The organism is Enterobacter sp. I4 (genome assembly GCF_022669095.1).
Lineage (GTDB): Bacteria > Pseudomonadota > Gammaproteobacteria > Enterobacterales > Enterobacteriaceae > Enterobacter > Enterobacter pasteurii.
The window spans coordinates 121,435-137,442 of sequence record NZ_JALBUO010000002.1 but is presented as its reverse complement, the minus strand read 5'-3'; the positions used below and the strand labels follow the sequence as shown (position 1 = coordinate 137,442).

General features: G+C 53.3%; 13 protein-coding genes. 5 read left to right on the top strand and 8 right to left on the bottom strand.

Going from position 1 to position 16,008, the window contains the following annotated elements; all coding sequences use genetic code 11:
• Positions 1-6 precede the first annotated feature (6 nt).
• The 8 genes from MOQ06_RS12980 to MOQ06_RS12945 all read right to left on the bottom strand — a co-directional run bounded on the left by MOQ06_RS12980 (position 7) and on the right by MOQ06_RS12945 (position 8,881).
• The gene (locus MOQ06_RS12980) at positions 7-1,368 is read right to left on the bottom strand and encodes an MFS transporter (RefSeq protein ID WP_242173424.1); all 1,362 of its coding nucleotides are present in this window, start codon (positions 1,366-1,368) and stop codon (positions 7-9) included.
• Between the two features lie 149 nt (positions 1,369-1,517).
• Positions 1,518-2,405, bottom strand: coding sequence for a heme o synthase (gene cyoE, locus MOQ06_RS12975; protein WP_003859062.1), 888 nt, complete (start codon positions 2,403-2,405; stop codon positions 1,518-1,520).
• Positions 2,406-2,416: 11 nt separating this feature from the next.
• A complete protein-coding gene (locus MOQ06_RS12970; RefSeq protein ID WP_176611050.1) occupies positions 2,417-2,743 on the bottom strand; it encodes a cytochrome o ubiquinol oxidase subunit IV in 327 nt (108 codons plus the stop codon).
• Complete coding sequence (locus MOQ06_RS12965) at positions 2,743-3,357, bottom strand: cytochrome o ubiquinol oxidase subunit III (RefSeq protein ID WP_063451697.1); 615 nt, start codon at positions 3,355-3,357, stop codon at positions 2,743-2,745. Before MOQ06_RS12965 ends, MOQ06_RS12970 begins: the two co-directional genes overlap by 1 nt.
• Complete coding sequence (gene cyoB, locus MOQ06_RS12960) at positions 3,347-5,338, bottom strand: cytochrome o ubiquinol oxidase subunit I (RefSeq protein ID WP_148420280.1); 1,992 nt, start codon at positions 5,336-5,338, stop codon at positions 3,347-3,349. Before cyoB ends, MOQ06_RS12965 begins: the two co-directional genes overlap by 11 nt.
• 16 nt (positions 5,339-5,354) lie before the next feature.
• Positions 5,355-6,302: a cytochrome o ubiquinol oxidase subunit II gene (cyoA, locus tag MOQ06_RS12955; RefSeq protein WP_003859054.1), complete on the bottom strand. Its 948-nt coding sequence runs from the start codon at positions 6,300-6,302 to the stop codon at positions 5,355-5,357.
• 479 nt (positions 6,303-6,781) lie between these two features.
• Positions 6,782-8,257 (bottom strand): muropeptide MFS transporter AmpG, encoded by a 1,476-nt coding sequence (ampG, locus tag MOQ06_RS12950; RefSeq protein WP_242173422.1) that lies wholly within the window; start codon positions 8,255-8,257, stop codon positions 6,782-6,784.
• Between the two features lie 45 nt (positions 8,258-8,302).
• Entirely contained in the window at positions 8,303-8,881 is a 579-nt protein-coding gene (locus tag MOQ06_RS12945) for a lipoprotein (RefSeq protein ID WP_176611046.1), read from the bottom strand.
• Positions 8,882-9,184: 303 nt separating this feature from the next.
• On the opposite strand from MOQ06_RS12945, the gene bolA reads away from it, so the two are divergent.
• The 5 genes from bolA to lon all read left to right on the top strand — a co-directional run bounded on the left by bolA (position 9,185) and on the right by lon (position 15,957).
• Entirely contained in the window at positions 9,185-9,502 is a 318-nt protein-coding gene (gene bolA, locus MOQ06_RS12940; protein WP_148420283.1) for a transcriptional regulator BolA, read from the top strand.
• A 331-nt stretch (positions 9,503-9,833) separates the two neighbouring features.
• On the top strand, positions 9,834-11,132 hold the full coding sequence (tig, locus tag MOQ06_RS12935; protein ID WP_148420285.1) for a trigger factor: 1,299 nt from the start codon (positions 9,834-9,836) through the stop codon (positions 11,130-11,132).
• A 260-nt stretch (positions 11,133-11,392) separates the two neighbouring features.
• Positions 11,393-12,016 (top strand): ATP-dependent Clp endopeptidase proteolytic subunit ClpP, encoded by a 624-nt coding sequence (gene clpP / locus MOQ06_RS12930; protein ID WP_006809880.1) that lies wholly within the window; start codon positions 11,393-11,395, stop codon positions 12,014-12,016.
• Between the two features lie 127 nt (positions 12,017-12,143).
• Positions 12,144-13,418: an ATP-dependent protease ATP-binding subunit ClpX gene (gene clpX / locus MOQ06_RS12925; protein WP_148420286.1), complete on the top strand. Its 1,275-nt coding sequence runs from the start codon at positions 12,144-12,146 to the stop codon at positions 13,416-13,418.
• A 184-nt stretch (positions 13,419-13,602) separates the two neighbouring features.
• The gene (lon, locus tag MOQ06_RS12920; RefSeq protein WP_148420287.1) at positions 13,603-15,957 is read left to right on the top strand and encodes an endopeptidase La; all 2,355 of its coding nucleotides are present in this window, start codon (positions 13,603-13,605) and stop codon (positions 15,955-15,957) included.
• Positions 15,958-16,008: the final 51 nt, after the last annotated feature.

The window sequence follows — 16,008 nt, the reverse complement described above, 5'->3', positions numbered from 1 at the left end:
GCTTTTTCAGGCCTTCAGCGCCTGTTCCACCTCAAAGCGGTTGGTCACCTTGCTGTCAATTTTAACGTAAACGCTGCGCTCTTCCGGGACAACCAGCACCTCGCTCACCCCCGCCGTCGTTTCCAGACGCTGTTTTAAGGTGTCGCTAACCTCTACGTCATCCGGAATTTCTACCCGCAGGCTACTCACGTAGCGTGGCTCTTTCATGGTGCTGGCTACAAACAGCCAGACCATCGCCAGCAGCGCGCCCGTCAGGAATACGGTTTGCGAATCAAACAGGCCGTCTACCCAGCCTCCCAGAGAGCCGCCTATCGCCACGCCGAGAAACTGGCTGGTGGAATAAATGCCCATCGCGGTGCCTTTGTATCCTGCCGGAGATTCTTTGCTGATGAGCGACGGCAGCAGGGCTTCCATCAGGTTAAACGCCAGGAAGAATAGCTGTACGCCTGCGATCAGCTCCCAGAAGTGCGGGCCGGAGCCCCACAAAACAATCTCGGCAATCAGCAGTAACGCGACGCAGCCCACGAAGACGCGCTTCATCCTGCGCTTCACTTCGGCGTAAATAATGAACGGCACGACGGAAACAAACGAGATGAGCATGGTCACCAGATAAATTTTCCAGTGCTCAGCCGCCGGAAATCCCGCAGCGGCAAGCTGGCCGGGCAGGGCGACAAAGGTCGACATCAGCAGAATATGCAGGCACATGATGCCGAAGTTGAGCTTAAGCAGGCGCGGCTCGGCGATGACTTTGCTGAAGCAGCCTTTGACCATCCCGGACTCGCGGTTGAGGACGTGGTTTTTACTGTCCGGCACGACCCACAGCGTAAGCGCGATCCCGACGGTCGCCAGGACGGCAATCATCCAGAACAGGGCGTGCAGGCCGAGCGCATGGGTGATAATCGGACCAAGCACCATGGCGATGGCGAAGGTGACACCGAAGCTGACGCCAATAAACGCCATCGCTTTGGTGCGGTTTTGCTCGCGGGTCAGGTCTGACAGAAGCGCCATCACGGCGGCAGCAATGGCCCCGGAACCCTGCAGGGCGCGGCCAAGAATAATGCCCCAGATGGAGTGGGAGAGGGCGGCTATGACGCTGCCGAGCACAAATACCAGCAGCCCGCCGACGATCAGCGGCTTACGGCCCACGCGGTCGGAGAGCAGACCAAAGGGGATCTGGAAAATGGCCTGCGCCAGGCCGTAGATACCGATCGCCAGGCCAATCAGCGCTTCGCTGGCACCCTGCAACGCCATACCGTACGTGGTCAGAACAGGCAGGACCATAAACATGCCAAGCATCCGCAGCGAGAAAACAGTCCCTAAACCCCATGTCGCGCGCAGCTCGACTGGCGTCATTTTATAATCGTTCATTACCACCTCAGTTCAAAAGCAGGCCATAGTGTAGTGCGGGGAAGGGGCGGGGTAAATAAAGGGTTATTTAACAAATATTACATGCGTAACTAATAGATTTCATGAATAAAAAAGGGTGCCGAAGCACCCCTTTATGTCCTTGCTATGGCTTACCAGACGTAAGTCAGCAGGTTTTGTGAATCCGGCACCATAAAGTCTACGGACATCATCACGGACAGCGAGGTGATGGCGACAATCGAGAACACAAACAGCTTACGTGCCCAGACTTTGTCATCCTCCACTTTGTAGCCGCGCAGGGCCATGCCGAGCCACCAGACGCTCACCGCAGCCGCTACTACCAGATATTTATATCCGGCGTAACCGCCCAGAGAGAGCATCAGGGTTGCCACGGCAAAGGCGATGATGTACAGCGTGATGTGGTTCTTGGCAACCGAGATACCTTTCACGACCGGCAGAACCGGAATGTTCGCCGCCTGATAATCCTTGAAGCGGAAAATCGCAATGGCGTAGGAGTGCGGCATCTGCCACAGGCTAAAGATAGCCAGCAGGATGAGCGCACCGCTGTCGAACTCGTTCGTGACGGCGCAGTAGCCAATCACCGGCGGCGCAGCGCCGGAGAGGGAACCAATCAGCGTGCCGTAGACGGAGTGTCGTTTCATATACAGGCTGTAGACGCCTACATACACCACGAACCCCATCACCCCCAGCCAGCAGGCCAGCGGATTAGCACCAAACCACAGCAGCATAAAGCCAGCAATACCCAGCAAGGTGGCGTACACCAGCGAGACGGAAGGGGCAATCAGGCCTTTAACCAGCACCCGATTTTTGGTCCTTTCCATCTTCTTGTCGATATCCATGTCGATGTAGTTGTTAAATACACAACCGGACGCAACCACCAGTGACACACCGACCAGCGTGTAAATAAAGAGGGTGTAATCAATGCTGCCTTTAGAGGCCAGCAGGAACCCTCCGATTACGGAGATCAGGTTGCCAAAGATGATGCCTGGTTTCGTGACTTGCAGGTATTGCTTAAACATACTCGCCGCTCTTAGTGAACCATCATGTTGTAGTTGAGGTTCCACATAATCCAGATGGAACCGACTACCAGGATAGCGATGATAATCACGGTAAAGATAAAGGCCGTCATGTTCCAGCCTTCATCGGACTTGGTGTTCATGTGCAGGAAGCAAACCAGATGCACCAGAATCTGAATCACCGCGGTTACCAGGATTACGCCCAGGATAACCGGCTTGGATGCAGAACCGCTCATCACCATCCAGAACGGGATCACCGTCAGGATGATCGACAGGATGAAACCTGTCATGTAGGTTTTTACGCTGCCGTGGGAAGCGCCATGATCGTTAGAATGACTCATTACATCGCCCCCATCAGATAGACAACAGAGAACACACAGATCCATACCACGTCAAGGAAGTGCCAGAACAGGCTCAGGCACATGATACGGGTACGGTTAGTACTGGTCAGGCCACGACGGGAGATCTGGAACATCAGCACTGCCATCCAGATCAGACCCGAGGTAACGTGCAGACCGTGGGTACCAACCAGCGCGAAGAACGCTGACAGGAAGCCGCTGCGATCCGGGCCGAAACCTTCCGCGATCAGGTGATGGAATTCATAGATTTCCATCCCGATAAATCCAGCACCAAACAGCCAGGTCAACGCCAGCCAGGAGACAACCTGGCTCTTGTTGTTTTTGTACATGGCGATAGCCGCCATGCCGTAGGTGATGGAGCTGAATAACAGCAGTGCGGTTTCAACCAGAACGAACGGCAGCTCAAAAATGTCCTTACCGGTCGGGCCGCCCGCTGTGCCGTTCACCAGAACGGCATAGGTCGCGAACAGACAGCAGAACAGGATGCAGTCGCTCATCAGGTAGATCCAGAAACCGAAGACTTTGTTCGGTCCTGCATCGTGGTGCGCATGTTCATGCGCGTGGGCAGTTGAGTGCGCCAGAGTATCAGTTGCCATTTTTCAGCCCCGCTTTAGAAATCTCGTCGAAATGCTGATTTTCCAGCTTTTCAACTTCACGGACTGGTACGTAGTAGTCCACGTCCTCGTCAAAGCTTTTCACAATCCAGCTGATTACGACGCCAGCGAAGCCAACAATCGCCATCCACCAGATGTGCCAGATCATTGCGAAACCAAATACCGTTGCGAAAGCGGCAATGACGATGCCCGCCGCGCTGTTTTTCGGCATGTGGATCTCTTCGTAATGCTCAGGTTGCTTGTACGCTTCACCTTTTTCCTTCATTTCCCAGAATGCGTCGCGTTCATGGATCTGCGGCACAACGGCGAAGTTATAGAAAGGAGGTGGAGAAGAGGTCGCCCACTCCAGCGTACGGCCACCCCATGGGTCACCGGTCAGGTCACGGTTCTGATCGCGGTCGCGGATAGAAACGTAGAACTGAATCAGCTGAGACGCGATACCGCACGCAATCAGAACCGCACCGCCCGCTGCAACCATCAGCATTGGGTGGAATTGCGGGTCAATTTGCTGGCTCAGACGACGGGTCATACCCATGAAGCCCAGCACGTAAAGCGGCATAAACGCCACGAAGAAGCCGATAATCCAGAACCAGAAGGCGCGTTTACCCCAGGTTTCGTTCAGCGTGAAGCCAAACGCCTTAGGCCACCAGTAGGTCACACCCGCGAAGCAGCCGAAGACGACGCCACCGATGATAACGTTATGGAAGTGCGCAATCAGGAACAGACTGTTGTGCAGTACAAAGTCAGCGCCCGGTACCGCCAGCAGTACGCCGGTCATCCCACCTACGGAGAAGGTAACGATGAAGCCGATAGTCCACAGCATTGCTGAGTGGAACTGAATACGGCCCTGGTACATGGTGAACAGCCAGTTGAAGATCTTCACCCCAGTTGGGATGGCGATGATCATGGTGGTGATACCGAAGAAGGCGTTTACGTTCGCGCCCGCACCCATGGTGAAGAAGTGGTGCAGCCAGACGATGAACGACAGAACGGTAATACACACGGTTGCCCACACCAGCGAGGTGTAACCAAACAGGCGTTTACGCGAGAAGGTTGCCGCGATTTCGGAGAAGACACCGAAGACTGGCAGAACCAGGATGTACACTTCCGGGTGACCCCAGGCCCAAATCAGGTTGATGTACATCATCATGTTGCCACCCATATCATTCGTGAAGAAATGGGTGCCCAGATAACGATCCAGGGTCAGCAGCGCGATGGTGACGGTCAGAATTGGGAACGACGCGATAATCAGTACGTTGGCGCACAGAGATGCCCAGGTAAATACCGGCATCTTGAACATCGTCATACCAGGAGCACGCATCTTCAGGATGGTCACGAAGAAGTTGATACCGGTCAGGGTGGTACCAACACCGGAGAGCTGAAGCGCCCAAATCCAGTAATCGACCCCTACGCCCGGACTATACTCAATTCCCGAGAGCGGTGGATAAGCCAGCCAGCCGGTCTGAGCAAATTCGCCCACGCCCAGCGACAGGTTAACCAGGATAACGCCAACAACGGTGAACCAGAAGCTCAGGTTGTTCAGGAACGGGAAGGCAACGTCGCGTGCGCCAATTTGCAGCGGAACGACAACGTTCATCAGACCGATAACCAGCGGCATTGCTACGAAGAAGATCATGATAACGCCGTGGGCGGTAAAGATCTGATCGTAGTGGTGCGGCGGCAGGAAACCTGCTTCACCCGCAGAAGCGAGCGCCTGCTGGCTACGCATCATGATCGCATCCGCAAAGCCACGAATTAACATGACGATACCGACGATGCAGTACATGATGCCGAGTTTTTTGTGGTCAACCGAAGTCAGCCACTCATTCCACAGGTAGCTCCACTTACCGAAGTAAGTAATCAGGCCCAGTAGGGCTGCGCCACCAATGATAATTGCAGCAATCGTAACCATGATAATGGGTTCATGGTACGGCACCGCATCCAATGTCAATTTTCCGAACATTTTCTTCCTCGGCCCCTTAGTGAGCGGTTTCCGCGTGGCTCATGTCCATGCCTTCCATACCCTGGTGCGTGTTGTGCTCGCCTTCAGGCTGGGTCATGTCCATGCTCATACCGTGGTCCATAAATTTGCCAATAACGTCTTTAAACAAATTCGGTTTCACGTTAGAGAAGTACTCCACCTTGTTGTATTCGCTAGGTGCAGCCACTTTTTCGAACGCCGCCATGTCAGACATGGTGTTGGTAGACTGCTTCGCTTTTGCAACCCACTGGTCGAAAGTCGCGCGGTCTGGCGTAGCGATAGCTTTAAACTTCATACCCGAGAAGCCCGGGCCACTATAGCTGGCGGAGATACCGTCGTAGGTGCCTGCTTCATTCGCGATCAGGTGCAGGTTAGTCTGCATACCGGCCATCGCGTAAATCTGGCTGCCCAGACGTGGGATGAAGAAGGAGTTCATTACGGAGTTGGAGGTCACTTTGAACTGAACCGGAGTGTTCGCCGGGAAGGCGATTTCATTCACGGTAGCAATGCCCTGCTCTGGGTAGATGAAGAACCATTTCCAGTCCATGGAGACCACTTCAATGGTAATCGGTTTTTCATCGTGAACCAGCGGTTTGCTCGGCTCAAGTGCGTGAGTGGTTTTCCAGGTCAGTACGGCAAGGAACAGGATGATCAGAATAGGTACCGTCCAGACCACAGCTTCCACTTTATTGGAGTGTGACCAGTTAGGGCTATACTTCGCATCTTTATTGCTCGCACGATACTTCCAGGCGAAACCAACAGCCATCAAGATGGCAGGAATAACCACAATCAACATCAGGCCAAAAGCCGTCAGTATCAATGAACGTTGTTCCAGTCCAATCTGTCCTTTGGGGTCTAGTAGTGCAGAATCGCAGCCACTGAGTAATACAGTGCCTGCGAATAATGACAACCATCCCAAACTTTTATTGTATTTCCTGAGTCTCATTTAACGACCTCAATTCCACGGGAGTCTGGTGGCGTTTAAAGTGTGGGGGCATTTTACGGGAAGGTTACATTACTGTAAACATCATTAGCCCTGTGTCAGGAAGGTGTTACTGGGTTCTGCCGCACATGTCACATGTGTTGCAAATTATGTCGCATTTTTGGAGGAAAGCCGCACAGCGTGGGCGTTATAACGAAAGGCCGCTTTAGCCTACCCCAAATGGGGCAATTGGTATAACCATTGCTAAAAATATACAAATAATTAACAATTAATTATCAATAAAAAGACAAATAAAAAACGAAAATACAATCTTTCGAAAGCTGAATCGTTTAACGGAAAATAGCGTAGCGAATTAAGCTCCAATAATTTCCGAATGCTATCCCGCACAAAACAACAAATATTTTTTTTATCCGATGGCGGTTATTTCACCGTTATAATTTCGCACGGTTATTACAACGGGAAATAACCTTTCGCTTTTTGCTTCAGGTCATCTGCGTTTTCCGCAAGGACATGAAATCCAGCGTTCCGCCTGTCAGGATACCTGCAACGGCGAGAAGCACGCCTGCATCAAGCAGCACGGTTTCATAGGGCAGCGATAGCCCGGTGGTGGCGTTAATAATGAGCACCACGAGCCACAGAACCAGTGCAACGCAGCCCACCATCAGCAGGCGGAGGGCAAACCGATAGGCGGCATGGTATTCCGTGCGCGGCATGAAGTGTTCCGTGCGCTGGGTATATTCCAGCGTCTGGCGACAGACCAGCAGCAATAAAATCCCCGGCACGGCGGCCACCACCGAGAAGAGATAAAATGTCGGCCAGCCGTGGGCTTCAACAAACCAGCCCGCGACGGGACCTACGTACACGCGCCCGACGGCGGAGAGGGCAGAGAGCAGGGCAAACTGGGTGGCGGAAAATGACTTATTGCACAGCGTCATCAGCAGTGCAACAAATGCCGCCGTGCCCATACCCCCACACAGGTTCTCAAAGAATACGGCCGTCGCCATGCTGATCATATGCTTGTCGGTAATCGACAGCAGCCAGTAGCCGGCATTCGATGCGCCCTGAAGAATGCCGAAGATCAGCAGCGCACGGAACAGCGTCAGGCGCTGCATCAGTACGCCGCCGTACAGAGCGCCGACGATCGTGGCAAACAGCCCCAGCGTTTTGTTGACCACGCCGACTTCCCCCGCATCAAACCCGACACCGCGGATCAGGAAGGTTGTCGTCAGGCTCATGGCAAAGGCATCGCCGAGCTTATAAAGGACAATAAGCAGCAGGATCAGCCAGGCATTATTACGGCCAAAGAAATCGCGCAGCGGTTCTGCCACGGCCTGCTCCAGCGAGCGCGGAACCGGAATGACCTCGCTCGGTTCTGGTGCGAAGAGGGTGGCAATAATGCAGGGGATCAGCAGGGCCGCCATTAGCCAGTACATACCCTGCCAGCCGAGATAGCGGTCGGCGAGCCACAGCGCCAGCCCGCCGGAGACAAGCATACCGAGACGATAGCCGAGCACGCTGATCGCCGCGCCAGCACCGCGTTCTTCCGCAGGCAGGACGTCCGTTTTCCAGGCGTCAAAAACAATGTCCTGGGAGGCGGAACAAAAGGCGATGACTACCGCAAGCGCGGCCATCCAGCGGAGCTGCGTTGACGGCTCAAGGAAGCCCATGGCGGCAATCGCCAGCAGCAGCAGGACCTGCGTCATCACTAACCAGCCGCGACGCCGCCCGAGGAACGGCGGGGTATAGCGGTCCATGATCGGCGACCAGAGGAATTTAAAGACGTAGGCCTGGCCCACGAGCGAGAAGAAGCCGATGGTTTTCAGGTCGATGTTCTCGACCGTCATCCACGCCTGCAGCGTGCCGGAGGTGAGCGCAAGCGGTAAACCGGAGGCGAAACCAAGGATCAGCAGAATAGCTGATTTCGGTTGCTGGAAAATGCGTAAGTAGTGACTGGACATGTTCTTATGAACTGACCCGGTGAAGCACCGGGCCAGTCAGCAGGATTAACGGGCGTTCTGCTTGATGAATTCGTGAATGCTGGTGTCCTGTGCCATATCGGCAATGGTGTCAGTCAGCACGCTGTTAACCGCGTCAGCGATATTTTTGTTGGAGGCCTGGAACGCGCCCTCAACGGAATAGCTCGCACGGTAGTTTTTGTTCATCTTATTGCCGTTCTTCGCGGTCGCGATGATGGCGATATCGGCTTTGGTTGCGATGTTGTAGCGAACGTTGCCCTGGGACACGTCAGCGTACAGATTGTTCACGATGATTTGCAGGTCAACCGCGCCGCTTGGGCCAATCATGTAGCCGCGGGAGGTCATCTGCTTCTCCAGCACTTCCTGTAACAGGAAACGCAGGTCGCGGGATGCGGTCAGGGTGACCTGCTGGTTGTCGCGAGTGACTTTCGCCAGCGCCTGGTCCTGACGCTGATCGGCGCCGTTAATGCTGACCGTTACGCCCATCAGGCTTGGATCCTGCTGAGGCAGGGTAATTTTTGGGGAAACATCGATGGTCGTCGGCGGGGTTGCACAGCCGGCGAGCATAAAGAGCGCTACCAACGGAAAGAAGAGTTTTTTTAACATTTTCGGGTTCTCAACGAATCGTAAGCAAATAGAGAAAAATTGCCGCCATCATAACATCGCCAACGGCCAGGGGAAGTGGTCAACGCATGTAAATTCATCGCCTTGTCTGAAAACTGACCACCTTTCCGCTTTTCTCCACGCATGAGTGACAAAACGTATGAGTCTCATAGTGAACTTCATTCGTTTGAATGAGAAAATCAGACGAAAGCTAAATATTTGTTGTCTTGTTGTAATGGAACCGGTAAAAGCGGCTAATATTTAAAGGGATGGGTGACATCTTAGCGTTGTCGGAGGAGTGATTTCATGATGATACGTGAGCAGATAGAAGAAAAATTAAGGGCAGCGTTCAACCCTGTGTTTCTCGAAGTTGTCGACGAAAGCTATCGTCATAACGTGCCGGCAGGTTCTGAAAGCCACTTCAAAGTGGTTCTGGTCAGCGATCGCTTCATGGGAGAACGTTTCCTGAACCGACACCGCCTGATCTACAGCACCTTGACGGAAGAACTCTCCACAACCGTACATGCGCTTGCTCTGCATACCTACACCATTAAAGAATGGGAAGGGCTGCAGGATACGGTATTCGCATCACCGCCTTGTCGTGGTGCAGGCACCATCGCCTGATAAATCGGATTTGCAACCGCCGGAGTTTTTCCAGTATGTTGCTTACAGATTTCCTCAAAACGGCCTTCGGGCCGTTTTGTTTTGTCTGAGTTTTGAGCGGATGGCGCGATTTTAAGGCTAAAAATAGCCTTAAAGTGTGAAAAAAGCCGCAGCAACATGCCCCAACCGTTCTCGACTCACCTAAGTGATGCCGCTATAATGCCGCGTCTTAATGAATGTCTTCGGGATGATTCTGGCGACAGGGAATGTGAATCTGCACATAAGAGAGCATCCCGGTATAACAGACAGATTCAGAGTTGACCGAGCACTGTGATTTTTTTGAGGTAACAAGATGCAAGTTTCAGTTGAAACCACTCAAGGCCTTGGCCGCCGTGTAACGATTACTATCGCTGCTGACAGCATCGAAACTGCTGTGAAAAGCGAGCTGGTCAACGTAGCAAAGAAAGTACGTATTGACGGCTTCCGTAAGGGCAAAGTACCAATGAATGTTGTTGCTCAGCGTTATGGCGCTTCCGTGCGTCAGGATGTGCTGGGTGAACTGATGAGCCGCAACTTTATCGACGCGATCATCAAAGAAAAAATCAATCCAGCTGGCGCGCCAAACTACGTGCCGGGTGAATACAAAATGGGCGAAGACTTCACCTACTCCGTAGAGTTCGAAGTGTACCCGGAAGTTGAGCTGAAAGGTCTGGAATCTATCGAAGTTGAAAAACCGATCGTGTCCGTAACTGACGAAGACGTTGACGGCATGCTGGATACCCTGCGCAAGCAGCAGGCGAACTGGAAAGAGAAAGAAGGTGCAGTTGACGCAGAAGACCGCGTAACTATCGACTTTACCGGTTCCGTAGACGGCGAAGAGTTCGAAGGCGGTAAAGCGTCTGACTTCGTACTGGCGATGGGCCAGGGTCGTATGATCCCAGGCTTCGAAGACGGTATCAAAGGCCACAAAGCGGGTGAAGAGTTCACTATCGACGTGACCTTCCCAGAAGAATACCACGCTGAAAACCTGAAGGGTAAAGCAGCGAAGTTCGTGATTAACCTGAAGAAAGTGGAAGAGCGCGAACTGCCAGAACTGACGGAAGAATTCATCAAGCGTTTCGGCGTTGAGGATGGTTCTATCGCTGGCCTGCGTACCGAAGTGCGTAAAAACATGGAGCGCGAGCTGAACGGTGCTGTACGTAACCGTGTGAAGTCTCAGGCGATTGACGGTCTGGTGAAAGCGAACGACATCGACGTTCCAGCAGCCCTGATCGACAGCGAAATCGACGTTCTGCGCCGTCAGGCTGCACAGCGTTTCGGTGGCAACCAGCAGCAAGCGATGGAACTGCCACGCGAGCTGTTTGAAGAGCAAGCGAAACGCCGCGTTGTTGTTGGCCTGCTGCTGGGCGAAGTGATTCGTACCCACGAGCTGAAAGCTGACGAAGAGCGTGTGAAGGGCCTGATCGAAGAGATGGCGTCTGCATACGAAGATCCATCAGAAGTGATCGAGTTCTACGGTAAGAACAAAGAGCTGATGGACAACATGCGCAACGTCGCACTGGAAGAGCAGGCTGTTGAAGCGGTACTGGCGAAAGCGAAAGTGACCGAAAAAGCGACCTCTTTCAACGAGCTGATGAACCAGCAGGCGTAATTTCGCCCCAACGGTTTAAAGTTTGAACAAAAAACCCGTTGCCCTCCGGCGACGGGTTTTTTTTATCACAGCTTGAGTCCTGGAAGGGTGCTAAAACGCCTTTTCAGTGTTAGCGTTACAACAAAAGATTGTTATGCTTGAAATAGGGCGTGGCGAACCCCATAAGTATGTAATCGAGATGATTGAGACTGGCTGATAATCCGTCCATAAGGTTACAATCAGTACAGCAGGTGTTTTCAATTTTGAACCAGGAGACGGAAATGTCATACAGTGGCGAACGAGATAACTTTGCACCCCATATGGCGCTGGTGCCGATGGTTATTGAACAGACCTCACGTGGTGAGCGCTCTTTCGATATCTACTCCCGTCTGCTCAAGGAACGCGTTATCTTTCTGACCGGCCAGGTGGAAGACCATATGGCTAACCTGATCGTGGCGCAGATGCTGTTCCTGGAAGCGGAAAACCCGGAAAAAGACATTTACCTGTACATCAACTCGCCAGGCGGTGTTATTACAGCGGGTATGTCTATTTATGACACCATGCAATTCATCAAGCCGGATGTCAGCACTATCTGTATGGGGCAGGCGGCATCCATGGGCGCCTTCCTGTTAACCGCAGGGGCGAAAGGTAAGCGCTTCTGCCTGCCAAACTCCCGCGTGATGATTCACCAGCCGCTGGGTGGTTACCAGGGCCAGGCGACGGATATCGAAATCCACGCCCGAGAAATTCTGAAAGTAAAAGCGCGCATGAATGAACTTATGGCGCAGCATACGGGTCAACCTCTTGAGCAGATCGAGCGCGATACCGAGCGCGATCGCTTCCTCTCTGCACCAGAGGCAGTTGAGTACGGCTTAGTCGACTCCATTTTGACCCATCGTAATTGATGCCCGCGACGCGAGTGTGCCGCTATACTAAGGTAGGGCGGCACGTTGCCAGTAAGCAGCTTGCGTCTGAAAATGGCATTTGCGTCGTCATGTGCGGCACATAGAACTTAAAAAGAGGTTTGGACTCATGACAGATAAACGCAAAGATGGTTCGGGCAAACTGCTGTACTGCTCTTTTTGCGGCAAAAGCCAGCATGAAGTGCGTAAACTGATTGCCGGGCCGTCCGTGTATATCTGCGACGAATGCGTCGATTTATGTAACGACATCATTCGCGAAGAGATTAAAGAAGTCGCGCCGCACCGCGAGCGCAGCGCGTTACCAACGCCACACGAAATCCGCCACCACCTGGATGACTACGTCATTGGTCAGGAACAGGCGAAAAAAGTGCTGGCGGTGGCGGTATACAACCACTACAAACGCCTGCGTAACGGCGATACCAGCAACGGCGTGGAGCTGGGTAAAAGTAACATTCTGCTGATCGGGCCAACCGGCTCCGGTAAAACGCTGCTGGCTGAAACCCTGGCGCGCCTGCTGGATGTGCCGTTTACCATGGCGGATGCCACCACCCTGACCGAAGCCGGTTACGTGGGTGAAGACGTTGAAAACATCATCCAGAAGCTGTTGCAGAAATGCGATTACGACGTGCAGAAGGCCCAGCGCGGGATTGTCTATATTGATGAGATCGACAAGATCTCCCGTAAATCTGACAACCCGTCCATCACCCGTGACGTGTCGGGCGAAGGCGTGCAGCAGGCGCTGCTGAAGCTTATTGAAGGTACGGTCGCGGCTGTTCCACCTCAGGGCGGACGTAAGCATCCGCAGCAGGAGTTCCTGCAGGTTGATACCTCCAAGATCCTGTTTATCTGTGGCGGTGCGTTTGCAGGCCTGGACAAAGTGATTTCTCACCGCGTTGAAACCGGCTCCGGCATTGGTTTTGGCGCGACGGTAAAATCCACGTCTGAAAAACCAAACGAAGGCCAGCTGCTGGCTCAGGTGGAACCGGAAGACTTGATCAAGTTCGGTTTGATCCCAGAGTTTATTGGCCGTCTGCCGGTGGTGGCAACTCTGAACGAACTGAGCGAAGACGCGCTGATTCAGATCCTGAAAGAGCCGAAAAATGCGCTGACCAAACAGTATCAGGCGCTGTTCAATCTGGAAGGCGTTGAGCTGGAATTCCGTGACGAAGCGCTGGACGCGATTGCCAAGAAAGCGATGGCGCGTAAAACCGGTGCACGTGGCCTGCGTTCTATCGTCGAAGCAGCCCTGCTCGACACGATGTACGATCTGCCCTCTATGGAAGACGTCGAAAAAGTGGTTATCGACGAGTCCGTAATCGGTGGCCAGACCAAGCCGCTGCTGATTTACGGTAAACCGGAAGCGCAGCAGGCATCTGGCGAATAATTCACCAACTCATACAATCAGTTAATCAAAAAGGGGGGATTTTATCTCCCCTTTACTTTTTCCGTATTCGTGGCGTTGAATGTATGGGAAACATCCCCATATACTGGATTACATGTTAATGGTTGTGTGAAGCACAGTTACATGACCAGTTTACCTGGCGGACACTAAACTAAGAGAGAGCTCTATGAATCCTGAGCGTTCTGAACGCATTGAAATCCCCGTATTGCCGTTGCGCGATGTGGTGGTTTATCCGCACATGGTCATACCCTTATTTGTAGGGCGGGAAAAATCTATCCGTTGCCTCGAAGCCGCCATGGATCATGATAAAAAAATCATGTTGGTCGCGCAGAAGGAAGCATCTACGGATGAGCCGGGTGTAAACGATCTTTTCACCGTCGGGACCGTGGCCTCTATTTTGCAAATGCTGAAGCTACCAGACGGTACCGTCAAGGTACTGGTGGAAGGCCTGCAGCGTGCGCGTATTACCACTCTGTCAGATGATGGCGAGCACTTCTCTGCGAAGGCAGAGTACCTTGATTCACCTGAGCTTGATGAGCGCGAGCAGGAAGTGCTGGTGCGCACCGCGATCAGCCAGTTCGAAGGCTATATCAAGCTGAACAAGAAAATCCCACCAGAAGTGCTGACGTCGCTGAACAGCATCGACGATCCGGCGCGTCTGGCTGACACCATCGCTGCACATATGCCGCTGAAGCTGGCTGACAAACAGTCCGTGCTGGAAATGTCCGACGTTAACGAACGTCTGGAATATCTGATGGCGATGATGGAGTCAGAAATCGATCTGCTGCAGGTTGAGAAGCGCATTCGCAACCGCGTTAAAAAGCAGATGGAAAAATCGCAGCGTGAGTACTATCTGAACGAGCAAATGAAAGCCATTCAGAAAGAGCTCGGCGAGATGGACGACGCTCCGGACGAAAACGAAGCGCTGAAGCGCAAGATCGACGCGGCGAAGATGCCGAAAGAGGCGAAAGAGAAAGCGGAAGCTGAATTGCAGAAGCTGAAAATGATGTCTCCGATGTCGGCAGAAGCAACCGTTGTGCGCGGCTACATTGAGTGGATGGTACAGGTTCCGTGGAACACCCGCAGCAAGGTCAAAAAAGACCTGCGTCAGGCCCAGGAGATCCTGGATACCGACCACTACGGCCTGGAACGCGTGAAAGACCGTATTCTTGAGTACCTCGCGGTACAAAGCCGCGTGAACAAAATTAAAGGCCCAATCCTGTGCCTGGTAGGGCCACCGGGGGTAGGTAAAACGTCTCTGGGCCAGTCCATCGCCAAAGCGACCGGACGTAAGTACATCCGTATGGCGCTGGGCGGCGTACGTGATGAAGCGGAAATCCGCGGCCACCGTCGTACCTATATTGGTTCGATGCCGGGCAAATTGATCCAGAAGATGGCGAAAGTGGGGGTCAAAAACCCGCTGTTCCTGCTCGATGAGATCGACAAAATGTCCTCGGACATGCGTGGCGATCCGGCGTCGGCGCTGCTGGAAGTGCTCGATCCAGAGCAGAACGTCGCGTTCAGCGATCACTATCTGGAAGTGGACTACGACCTCAGCGACGTGATGTTCGTGGCGACCTCGAACTCCATGAACATTCCAGCACCGCTGCTGGACCGTATGGAAGTGATCCGTCTGTCCGGTTATACCGAAGACGAGAAGCTGAACATCGCCAAACAGCACCTGCTGCCGAAGCAGATTGAGCGCAACGCGCTGAAAGCTAACGAGCTGACCGTTGAGGACAGCGCTATTGTTGGCATCATTCGTTACTACACCCGTGAAGCGGGCGTGCGTAGCCTTGAGCGCGAAATCTCAAAACTGTGCCGTAAGGCGGTGAAACAGCTGCTGCTGGATAAGAGCCTGAAACACATTGTGATTAACGGCGATAATCTGCACGCTTATCTGGGCGTTCAGCGCTTCGACTATGGCCGTGCGGACAATGAAAACCGCGTGGGCCAGGTTACCGGTCTGGCGTGGACGGAAGTGGGTGGCGATCTGCTGACCATCGAAACCGCCTGCGTACCGGGCAAAGGCAAGCTGACTTACACCGGCTCGCTCGGTGAAGTAATGCAGGAGTCTATTCAGGCTGCGCTGACCGTGGTGCGCGCGCGCGCGGAAAAACTGGGCATCAACCCGGATTTCTACGAGAAACGCGACATCCACGTTCACGTTCCGGAAGGGGCGACGCCTAAAGACGGTCCAAGCGCGGGTATTGCCATGTGTACGGCACTGGTCTCCTGTCTGACAGGTAACCCGGTACGCGCTGATGTGGCAATGACTGGTGAAATCACCCTGCGTGGTCAGGTACTGCCAATCGGTGGGTTAAAAGAAAAACTGCTGGCGGCACACCGTGGTGGGATCAAAACCGTATTGATTCCTTACGAGAATAAACGCGATCTGGAAGAGATTCCGGACAACGTTATTGCCGATCTTCAGATCCATCCGGTGAAGCGCATTGAGGAAGTTCTGACTCTCGCACTGCAAAATGAGCCGTCCGGAATGCAGGTTGTAACCGCAAAATAGTGACCTCGCGCAAAGAGCGCCAATAAAAACAAGGCTGGTAAGTCATTTCGT